The organism is Burkholderia sp. BCC1977 (genome assembly GCF_905339595.1).
Classification (GTDB): domain Bacteria; phylum Pseudomonadota; class Gammaproteobacteria; order Burkholderiales; family Burkholderiaceae; genus Burkholderia.
Genome location: NZ_CAJPGQ010000082.1, coordinates 1 through 10141, shown reverse-complemented (window position 1 = coordinate 10141; position 10141 = coordinate 1). Strand labels below are relative to the sequence as shown.

The 10141-nt window shown below is 59.3% G+C and carries 7 protein-coding genes and 2 pseudogenes; 7 read left to right on the top strand and 2 right to left on the bottom strand.

Features of this window, described 5'->3' with window-relative positions:
• The first annotated feature begins 220 nt into the window (after nt 1-220).
• Genes U5771_RS34160 through U5771_RS34150 form a run of 4 tightly spaced genes read left to right on the top strand, consistent with a single transcriptional unit; the run spans nt 221 to nt 3777 of the window.
• Entirely contained in the window at nt 221-691 is a 471-nt protein-coding gene (locus U5771_RS34160) for a MarR family winged helix-turn-helix transcriptional regulator (RefSeq protein WP_322028025.1), read from the top strand.
• Nucleotides 675-2699, top strand: a complete 2025-nt coding sequence (locus U5771_RS34155; protein WP_322028024.1) for an FUSC family protein — start codon at nt 675-677, stop codon at nt 2697-2699. The genes U5771_RS34160 and U5771_RS34155 overlap by 17 nt, the downstream gene beginning before the upstream one ends.
• The gene (locus tag U5771_RS35675) at nt 2696-2905 is read left to right on the top strand and encodes a DUF1656 domain-containing protein (protein ID WP_415859469.1); all 210 of its coding nucleotides are present in this window, start codon (nt 2696-2698) and stop codon (nt 2903-2905) included. The genes U5771_RS34155 and U5771_RS35675 overlap by 4 nt, the downstream gene beginning before the upstream one ends.
• A gap of 2 nt (nt 2906-2907) precedes the next feature.
• The gene (locus tag U5771_RS34150) at nt 2908-3777 is read left to right on the top strand and encodes an HlyD family secretion protein (RefSeq protein WP_322028023.1); all 870 of its coding nucleotides are present in this window, start codon (nt 2908-2910) and stop codon (nt 3775-3777) included.
• 229 nt (nt 3778-4006) lie between these two features.
• Here the strand turns inward: U5771_RS34150 and U5771_RS34145 are convergent.
• Nucleotides 4007-4497: pseudogene (locus tag U5771_RS34145) on the bottom strand (transposase); the annotation flags it as partial.
• Nucleotides 4498-4554: 57 nt separating this feature from the next.
• On the opposite strand from U5771_RS34145, the pseudogene U5771_RS34140 reads away from it, so the two are divergent.
• Nucleotides 4555-4786 (top strand): annotated as a pseudogene (locus tag U5771_RS34140) (IS5/IS1182 family transposase); the annotation flags it as partial.
• Nucleotides 4787-4983: 197 nt separating this feature from the next.
• Here U5771_RS34140 and U5771_RS34135 read toward each other — a convergent pair.
• Entirely contained in the window at nt 4984-5376 is a 393-nt protein-coding gene (locus tag U5771_RS34135; RefSeq protein WP_322028022.1) for a hypothetical protein, read from the bottom strand.
• A gap of 521 nt (nt 5377-5897) precedes the next feature.
• On the opposite strand from U5771_RS34135, the gene U5771_RS34130 reads away from it, so the two are divergent.
• Together U5771_RS34130 and U5771_RS34125 are read left to right on the top strand one after the other, a co-directional pair.
• Nucleotides 5898-9368 (top strand): adenylate/guanylate cyclase domain-containing protein, encoded by a 3471-nt coding sequence (locus tag U5771_RS34130; protein WP_322028021.1) that lies wholly within the window; start codon nt 5898-5900, stop codon nt 9366-9368.
• 318 nt (nt 9369-9686) lie between these two features.
• Nucleotides 9687-10141, top strand: a 455-nt coding sequence (locus tag U5771_RS34125) for a transposase (protein WP_322028026.1), incomplete at its 3' end; no start/stop codon positions are given.

Sequence of the window (10141 nt, the reverse complement as noted above, 5' to 3'; positions counted from 1 at the left end):
GATAGGGGCACCCCCTGGAAGAGCCCGCCCACCGATTCGGCGGTGAAGCGCTTCGGGTCGTAGATCTCGATGACCGATCGCGCACCGCGGCTACCGCCGCTAGCACACCGGGGCATCTGAATGACCAAGGCGCCCCTTGCCGGCACCCATGATGACCTTTCGAGATCACGCATCCACTTTCACGGTTGCTATTTGATAGGCTCCTATTCATAATGCTCCTATGAAACTTAGAAAATCTGTCGTGGCAGCAAGTTTCGGACGAGCGCTTCTTCCTCTCGCCCGCCGATGGCGTGCTGAAGGGGATCGCGTACTCGCCGACCTTGGCGTGTCACACGCCAATGGCTGGGTTCTGGTTGAAGTTGGTCGCGCAGGAGACCGAGTACGTCAGAGCGATCTGGCCGCGATCCTCGATATGCGGGGGCCGTCGCTGGTTCAACTCGTCGATCGCCTTGAGGCTGACGGTCTGCTCTTACGTCAGACCGATGAGAAGGATCGGCGGAAAAATTACATTGTTCTGACACAGGCCGGCCGTGCAATGGTTGGATCGATCGAAACCGCACTCGATCACGTGCGGCAGGATCTGGTGGCAGAAGTCGATATAGCCGACCTCGAGACAGCATTGCACGTCCTCGAGCAAATCACTCGCCGCATCGACGAGCGACTGGCACATCCAGATGAAATTCGACGTTGAAGAGACGCTGTTTTCTGTGAAGTGCTTCGCGGCAAGCATGCTCGCGTTCTATATATCGCTGAGGATCGGATTGGTCCGGCCCTACTGGGCGGTTGGCACCTCTTATGTTGTTTCCCAGCTGCTCGCCGGCGGTGTCATTTCGAAGGCGGTTTTCCGCCTGGTGGGCACATGTGTGGGCGCTGTTGCAGCGATAACGTTCGTACCCATCTTTGTCAACGCGCCGTTTGTGCTGTCGCTTGCACTGGCAATCTGGCTGGCGCTTTGCGTGTACGTTGCGATGCTAGACCGTACGCCACGAGCGTATATGTACCTACTCGCAGGCACGACGGCCACCATCGTCGGTTTTCCAAGTGTCGCAGAGCCAGCGACCATCTTCACCACGGCCATGCTGCGTGTGCAGGAAATCGCGATCGGCATCCTTTGTAGCAGTCTTTTCCATGGCGCCGTATTGCCGCGAACTGTATCGGCGCGAGTGATCGGGCGAGTCGACACAATCGTCGAAGACGTAACCCACTGGATCCGCGAAGCCCTGGATCCGTCGCAACAATACGTACAGCAGACGGACCGGCGACGTCTTGCGCTGGATCTGGAAGAACTCGATCATCTTTCGGTTTTGCTTCCGTTCGACACCGGCAGCGTCCTACCTCGTGTTCGCACTGTACGGGCATTGCAGGATCAGTTGCTCCAAGTCTTGCCTCTCGTCTCGGCTGTGGAGGACAGGCTCGCGGCGCTGCAGGACAACGGCGGTATGTCTCAAGAATTATCCTTACTGATCAGCGACCTAAATGAATGGCTTTCCGACGCTGTCCACAAGCGTGATCGGGCTATCTCGGCCGCGAGACTAACTGGACGCATCAAATTCAATTCGCTTTCGACTACTAAAATGGCTTCCTGGTCGGACCTGCTCGAACTGAATCTGCGTTCCTGCCTTGCAGACATAGTCGATATCCAACGCAATGTGTACGATCTGACTGACCAGATCCGCAATCCTGAAGATCAAACGGTCGGCGCAGCGGTCAAGGAGCTCATCGCGAGGACCCGTGGTCGCGCAATCCATCGGGATCGATGGCTTGCCGCTCGCCACGCTGCTGGAGCCTTCTTCTGCGTAATACTGGCATCAGCCTTTTGGATTGCCAGTGCTTGGACATACGGTGCCGGTTCGGTCCTGCTCGCAGGCGTCTGCTGCGCTCTGTTTGCCCCAGCCGAACGTCCAGGAGCTCTACTTTTCCAATATTTCGTCGGTAGTGCAGCCGGACTGCTGGTGTCCATGGTCTATGCATATGCAATCCTGCCCCACATCACGGGTTTCGAGATGTTCATTGCAGTGATGGCTCCGCCAATGCTTTTCGGCGGATCCGTGCTCGCAAGGCCATCCCTTGCGATGGTTGCACTTGGCGCCATTCTTGAATTCACCACGACAGTAGGATTCGTTGCGCACTATGCGCCAGATTTCCCTGACTTCGCCAATAACGCGCTCTCTCAGATCATTGGCACCGGCCTCGCAGTTGTGGTCGTTCGGCTGTTTCAAGGGGTCGGGATCAAGAGCAGCATTGCACGACTGGTTCGCTCAAGCTGGCGCGATGTGGCAAGACGTGCAGATGGCCGCTCGACCGATGAAGCTCGTTGGGCCAGCCGCATGCTTGACCGCGCGGGACTGCTTCTGCCTCGTCTTGCGGCAACTTCCGACGCCGAAGCCCATCCTGCCTTGCTACATGCGCTGATGGACATGCGCATCGGAATCGTTGCCGGTCGCCTGCGAAGCTTGCGCCATGCATCCGACTGCACGCTAATAGCCGAACTGCTGACTGCTATTGCACGACACTTTGAGAATCTGAATCCGGCGAATCCGGCTCCGGTACCGGCCATCCTGCTCGCGCATATCGACAGATGCATTCAAGCCGTTGCCACCGACCCCAATCCTATACAGAAAATTGAGGGGCTTGTGCTGCTGACAGCCCTACGTCGCAACCTGTTCCCCACCGAGGCTGGCTACAGGGTGCCCGCATGACTGGTGAAACATCAATTGGCGGCGTCTATCTGCCGACGCTACTTCTAATCGCCGTCGCAGCACTAATGATCACCGGCGCACTCAGCACACTCCTTCAGCTAACCGGCGCTTACAGGTTCGTTGCATACCGCCCCATCGCCGACATCTCTCTGTTCGTAATTTTGCTCGGGCTTGGCGTTGCGCTCTTTTTGCCTCCTGGATCCTAACAATGAATCGTCAATTCGCCCCCATCGCGCGCTGGGTGTTTACGTCTATCCTTGTCCTCGCCTCTGTGCTGGTCGTTGCCTGGATGTGGAAGCGCTATGAGTCAGATCCATCGACCCGTGACTGCCGGGTAAGCGCGAATATTGTGCGGATTGCGCCCGAAGTCTCTGGCACCGTCAGTGACGTCCGGGCAACCGACAATCAGTATGTTCGGCGCGGTGAGGTTCTCTACATCATCGACCCAGAACGCTTCCGGATCGCTGTGGACGCCGCCGAGGCCAATGTTGCGGCCAGAAAAGTGGAAATAGTTGCATACGAGAAGTGCGCATGCCATCAGAGCCCTCGCCTTTACGCTGCGGCGCCCGAAAATGGTCTAGCGTCAGAGGTAGCCGCGGCGCACGCCGCATGGCGGCAGGCAGAGGCAGCGCTGAAGCTGGCCGAACTCGATCTTGCGCGTGCGACCATACGCTCCCCGGTTGATGGTTACGTCACGAATGTGCAACTCCGACCCGGCGACTACGCGACGGCCGGTCAGACGAAACTAACAGTTGTTGAAGCAACAGGTTTCTGGATAACCGGCTATTTCGAGGAGACCAAACTCAGGCAAATTCGCGTCGGCAGTCCGGCTCAGATCCGGCTGATTAGCGCAGAGCAGCCAATCATGGGGCATGTCGAGAGCATTGGTCGAGGGATAGCGGACGAGAACACTACCCCTAACCATCTTGGACTACCAAACATTGAGGCCGCGTTCAACTGGGTACGTCTTGCCCAACGCATTCCCGTCCGGATCCGCATCGACAGGGTGCCGACTGGCGTTGATCTTGTGGTCGGCATGTCGGCTAGTGTCACTGTCAAGATCGACGCTCATCGATAAGGCGCGCGCGGGCTGGTCCCTAACACTTGCGTCGCGTGACAGGCGTCACATGCGGAACATACGAGCCTGTGGGACAGTATCGTCCGCACTCCTTTCGCGATGCCAGGTAATCGATGCCGACAACGCGTCTGCTCTTCGATTTCCTGCGAAAGATCGGAAGTGCCGAGAATCAACCGATCTCCGGAATATGCTGGTTGCCGTATCTGTGTAGCCCAGTCAAAACTTAGCAAATCTCCGCGACCTGCTTGGCGTCGTCCAGGCATCTCGAGTGTCGTGCGCACTCCGAATCGGCCAAACGCGACAGCTTCACCACCCAATTCGAACACGCCACGCCGAAGACCGAACAGACCTACTTTACTCGCCATCCTCCGGCGGTAAGGGCGAGCGTGCAATCTCGTTTCTCGCTTGACCGTATTCGACTGCTTCGCGGAGAAGGCTGTTCTCCATGATCATTTCGTCAAGCAGAAGACGCAGGTCCTGGATCTGCCTGAGGGCGTCGGCCAGATCCGACGCCGGCACGACTTCCTCGCTCACCTTTACTGCCGACAGCCCCCCGTTCCGATACAGCTTGCGCCATTGAAACAGTAGGTTCCGGCTCACGCCGTGCTGGCACGCGACCATCGTGACCGATCTTCCTTGCTCGAAACTCTCAAGTACCATCGCCAGCTTGTGTTCTACCGACCAGCGTCGCCGGCGCTTTGGGCCCGTCAAAATTTCCATCTTATACCTATAAGTGGGTGAAAGTGTCCAATGATTTGCGGGGGTCGCTCGACACATCGCGCGAGCGCATTGCGGTTGCTCGATTGCGTACCGGGCGATCATGCCAATACGGTGGGAAGTGACAAAGCATCCGTCACGAGCGAACTCGCAAGGAATTGCCGGGCACGCAACGTGACGCCTTATGCGGCGCGCAATGATGCCCACTAAGGCGGGTAGCACAATCGATGGGCGCACGTCGCGGCACGCGAACCACCGGATAAGTCATGTGATCCGCAAGCTCATCGAGGAGCGGACCAGAGTGGCGCATCGGACGACGTTCCAATGGTCTGCTGTGTCGATACATCAGATGATCCTATTACGACCGTTGACCACGAAGGCCCTCTTCACGCGCAAAACGCACCTGCCGCGCGGAATTCTCAGCAATCAACTCGTCAAGCCACAAAAGGTCAAATGATAAATAAGTTTGTGGATTTGTAACGCTGACGGCTAGACCACTGGCGCCGTCCTTAAGTCTCTCAGCTTGAAGATTGCAGCGTCGACGGTGGGCTCGACCGAATTGATCCGACACAGAATCTCGGCAAGATGCGGTGCGAAATCCCCCAATGATTCCCCCTGACCCTCCAGATAGCTATGAAGCGTCATGGCGCGACGATACATAACGTTCGCGACTTCCCGCTGTCTGATTAGCTCATCTGATAGGTCGGCAAGCTCGTCCCGTACATCAGGCGCAATAAGCTCGCCAGCTTTCACCACCATCAAACTCATGGCACTCGTACACAGCACTAGCGCCCCCGCCCCTTCCCTACCGATAGCACATAGAACTACACCGGCAAGTGCGAGCATCACATGCAACCACGCAATTTTGGCGATGATCTTCATTTCCCAACTTTCCCACCCTAGATGTTGATCTGAACGCGCATGTCAATTGCTCGGCGCCCATTCGACGCAACGAACCGCGCAATCTGCAACTACGGTTGTGTCATAGCGAACACCTCCGCCGAAGAATGCCCGCCGAGTATCCAGGCTACTTGGGTCAACGCCGAACCTGGCCCAGCAGATGGCGCGCCGTCGCAAACACCGCTTTAAGGGTCAGATTTGCAAGCACCAGGCCCTAGAACAGAATTGCAGCACGGACCCTCGCAAAAGGTCAAATGATAAATAAAGTGCTGCTCGGTTTGCAACGATCGCAAGTCCCGATCGCGATCGAGACGGATGATGCGTATGCGATCCATTAGCCGCGCCCTTCGATCGTCCAACGCAACTTGAGAGAAAGGAGTCGAACCAACTGTACTGATCGTCGAAAGCTGGACGCTGTCTCTCGAGGAATTCACGATCTTGCTGCCAGAAGGTACGCCGCCTAATGTTTTAACAAGCAGGCACCAAGCAAGAGACGAGATCGTATGCGCTGCGCAAACTGCGGATCCATGAACCCTGCCGGGGTCAGATTCTGTGCAGGGTGCGGCGTGATGCTGTTGCGCACCTGTCCGCGCTGCGGCCACGACGAGAGGCCTGCGGCCAAGTTCTGTAGCGAGTGCGGCGCGGCGCTCGGCGACTCGCGCGACGTGCAGTCCGCGCATGCGCGGCCGGTGGCAGAACCCTCGGTCGCGCCGATCCATTACACGCCGCACCACCTCGCCGAGCGCATCCTCGCCGAACAGGCGGCGATGGAAGTGCGCGGCGAGACCGCCGGCGAGCGCAAGACCGTCACCGCGCTGTTCGCGGACATGGCCGGTTCGACCGCGTTGATCCACGACCTCGACCCGGAAGAGGCGCATCGCCTGATCGAGCCCGTCGTCGCGCTGATGATGGAGGCGGTGCACTACTACGAAGGCTACGTGGCCAAGTCGCTCGGCGACGGCATCCTCGCGCTGTTCGGCGCGCCGATCGCCCATGAAGACCATCCGCAGCGCGCGCTGTTCGCGGCGCTGCGGATGCAGGACGCGATGCGCCGGCACGGCGACCGGATTCGTCTGGAGAAGGGCATCCCGCTGCAGATCCGCGTCGGCGTGCATACCGGTGAAGTCGTCGTGCGCTCGATCCGCAGGGACGACCTGCATACCGATTACGACCCGGTCGGGCATACGATCCACATCGCGTCGCGGATGGAAGGGATCGCGGCGCCCACGTCGATCCTCGTCAGCGATTCGACCCACAAGCTGGCCGAAGGCTATTTCGCGTTCAAGGCGCTCGGGGCCACGCAGGTCAAGGGCATTCCGGAGCCGCTGTCGGTGTACGAGCTGTTGGGTCTCGGCGCACTGCGCACGCGGCTGCAATTGTCCGCGCATCGCGGCCTTGCGAGATTCGTCGGCCGCGACGCCGAACTGGAGCACCTGCACGGCGCGCTGGAGGAGGTCAAGGCGGGCCATGGGCGGGTCGTCGCGGTGGTCGGCGAGGCCGGGGTCGGCAAGTCGCGGCTGTTCCATGAATTCAAGGAGCGCTCGCGGCGCGGCTGTCTCGTGCTTGAAACCTTCTCGGTGTCGCACGGCAAGGCGTTTGCGAATTTGCCGCTGATCGAGCTGCTGAAGAACTATTTCCAGATCACCGCGCAGGACGACGAGCGGCGCGGCCGCGAAAAGGTCATGGGCAAGGCGCTGACGCTCGAGCGCAGCTTTGAGGAACTCGTGCCCTACCTGCTGTATCTGCTGGGTAGCGGCGAACCGCCCCCAGCACTAGTGGAGATGGATCCGCGGATCCGGCGAGACCGGACCTTCGACGCGATCACGCAACTGCTGGTGCGCGAAAGCCGCGACCAGCCGGTCGAGCTGCTGTTCGAAGACCTGCAATGGCTCGATCGCGAGACCGAAGCGTTCCTCGCGCACCTGATCGAACGCGTGCCGGATACGCATATCCTGCTGCTCGTGAACTACCGGCCCGAGTATCAGCCGGCGTGGACGCGCGCGGACCATTGCAGCCGTCTGCGGCTCGAACCGCTGGGCCCGGCCGACGCGCAGGGGCTGCTCGCGGCGCTGCTCGGCGACGATCCGACGCTTGTGCCGCTCAAGCCGCTCATCCTAGAGAAAACGGAGGGCAATCCGTTCTTCATGGAGGAAGTGGTCCAAACGCTCGTCGAGGAGCAGACGCTCCTCGGCGAACCGGGCCGCTACCGGATCGTGCAAACACCGACCGCGTTGCATATTCCGACCACTGTGCAAGGCGTGCTCGCCGCCCGCATCGACCGGCTACCCGTCGCGGAGAAGGAGTTACTCCAGACATTGGCCGTAATCGGCAATGAGTTTCCGTTCAGCCTGATCCAGCGCATCTGCGACGTGCCGCAGGCCGGAACCGACGATGCATTGCGCGACTTACTGACCCGACTGGAGGACGCGGAATTCATTTACGAACGGCCCGCATTCCCGGAGGTCGAGTATTCGTTCAAGCACGCGTTGACACAGGATGTCGCCAGCCGTTCGTTGCTGACAGAGCGACGCAGCGCGCTGCATGAACGCACGGGCCAGGCGATCGAGGCGCTGTTCTCGAGCCGCATTGCGGATTACTGCAGCGAACTGGCGCATCACTACCGGCTGAGCGGCAATGTCCCGAAGGCCATGGAATATCTGTACCGTACTGGGCAACAGGCACTCCAGCATTCTGCCCATCTGGATGCGACGCATCACCTCGACGCGGCGCTGGAGTTGCTTCAGCAATTGCCCGACACGCCCGAACGCGCACATCAGGAACTGGCTCTGCTGCTTTCGCTGGGGCCAGCATTAATGGCCGTTCACGGTTATGGTGCGCCCGAAGTGGCGGCGACCTATACGCGCGCGCTGAAGTTGTGCGAGCAAATCGGCGAGACATCGCAGATCTTCCAGGCTCAACTGGGGCTGAGGACTTACTACCAGTTGCGTGCCGAGTACCGGACCGTGCGCGAATTGGGTGAGCGGCTGCTCCGCATGGCCCAGCAGGGAGGAAAACCGGCCCTGCTCGTTGAGGCGCATCATGCGCTCGCCGCCGGCCTATTTTTCGAGGGCGATTTCGGTGCTGCCCGTGCCCACGAAGAACAAGCTTTAGCCTTCTATCGTCAGGAGCAGCACGAAGTAGATACTTTCTACCATTTGGTTGACCCTGGCGTTCGCGGGCTAAATTATCTGGCGTGGTCCTTGTGGCATCAAGGACACGTCGATCAAGCAAGCCTGCGAAGTCAGGAGGGGCTTGAGTTGGCCCGGAAGTATGTCGATAGTCCAAGTCTGGTACTTGCACTAGCTTACACGGCGCACTTGTATCAGCTTCGACGCGATACGATGCCGACTCGCAAATATGCCGAGGCCGTCATATCGCTTGCAACGGAGCAAGGGGCGCCTTTCTGGGTTGCGTGGGGAACGATTCTGCGCGGTTGGGCGCTGACCGAACAGGGATGCATCCAGGATGGAATTGCGCAGATGCGCGAGGGACTCGCCGGCTATCGGGCAACCGGGGCCGAGATGGGACGTTCGTACTTTCTCGCACTCCTCGCCGAGGGATGCCAGCGGGCCGGCGACACGGAAGCCGGCCTAGGAGTGATTGAGGAAGCGATGGCAATGATGAGTCGTACCGGCGAGCGCTTTTTCGAGGCGGAGTTGCATCGGATCAATGGAATGCTGCTGCTGGGCCCCCCAAGCGCCCGCATCCCGGATTCCACCGGCACCGAGCGAGCCGAACGTTGCTTTCATCGGGCGATCGATGTGGCTCGCCATCAAGGTGCTCGGTTGGTCGAGTTGCGGGCCGCATCGAGCCTTGCCCGTTTGTGGCAATCGCAGGGGAAGACAGGCGAGGCACAACGGCTGCTATCTAAGGTCTATGGCGCCTTCGCGGAAGGCTTCGACACTGTTGATCTTTGCGAGGCAGCAGAGTTGCTCGCTGCATTGGGATCAAGCGAAGGGAGGCGTGGTCGATAAGTCGTGACGCCGACCAGCGTGTTGACATCTAATTGATATTACGCACATTCCCATGTGCGTGAAGTCAATCCGAACAGTAGAGGTCTTCACGGAGGTATCCTGAATTCCCGTGTGTGAGCCGGGCTAAAGCTCAGAATTCGATGTTGAATCGCGCTAGGTTAGGCAATGCGAACTGAGTCATTGCGCTCTTACAATCGAGCCGGGAGCTAATGTCGGATCTGGTGTACGAGAGTCAGGAGCGGAAACGGAGGGAGGCGGTGGCGATTGCAGGAGAATGTTGCTTTCCAAGGTAACAAACCCAGCAACCAATCCACCACCATGGCGAAACGTAATCGGGAAGCGGACGGCAGTCAAGCAGCGGAAACGGAAATCAAGGGGCCTGTCGGGCTGGACGATCTGATCCAGGAAGGCGCGCAGCAGATTATCCAACAAGCGATCGAGACAGAATTGAAGGGGTTGCTCGAGCGGTATTCAAACGTGAAGACACTGGACGGACGACGAGCAGTCGTGCGCAACGGCTATCTGCCCGAGCGTGCCGTCGTCACGGCAATTGGGCCCGTGACCGTTCAGGTTCCGAAGGTCCGCGATCGCTCGGGATCGGGCGTGAAGTTCAACTCGGAGATCGTGCCGCCGTACGTGCGCAAGTCGCCGCGTGTGTCGTCGGCGCTGCCGTGGCTGTATCTGCGCGGCGTCTCGACCGGCGACATGAGCGAAGCGCTCAGCGTGCTGCTCGGCGACCAGGCGAAGGGCTTGTCAGCCAATACCGTGGTCCG

Coding starts and splice junctions, on each gene's coding strand:
- U5771_RS34150 (WP_322028023.1), top strand. CDS start 2,908: ATGAATCGTCAATTCGCCCCCATCGCGCGCTGGGTGTTTACGTCTATC.
- U5771_RS34135 (WP_322028022.1), bottom strand. CDS start 5,376: ATGAAGATCATCGCCAAAATTGCGTGGTTGCATGTGATGCTCGCACTT.
- U5771_RS34155 (WP_322028024.1), top strand. CDS start 675: ATGAAATTCGACGTTGAAGAGACGCTGTTTTCTGTGAAGTGCTTCGCG.
- U5771_RS35675 (WP_415859469.1), top strand. CDS start 2,696: ATGACTGGTGAAACATCAATTGGCGGCGTCTATCTGCCGACGCTACTT.
- U5771_RS34160 (WP_322028025.1), top strand. CDS start 221: ATGAAACTTAGAAAATCTGTCGTGGCAGCAAGTTTCGGACGAGCGCTT.
- U5771_RS34130 (WP_322028021.1), top strand. CDS start 5,898: ATGCGCTGCGCAAACTGCGGATCCATGAACCCTGCCGGGGTCAGATTC.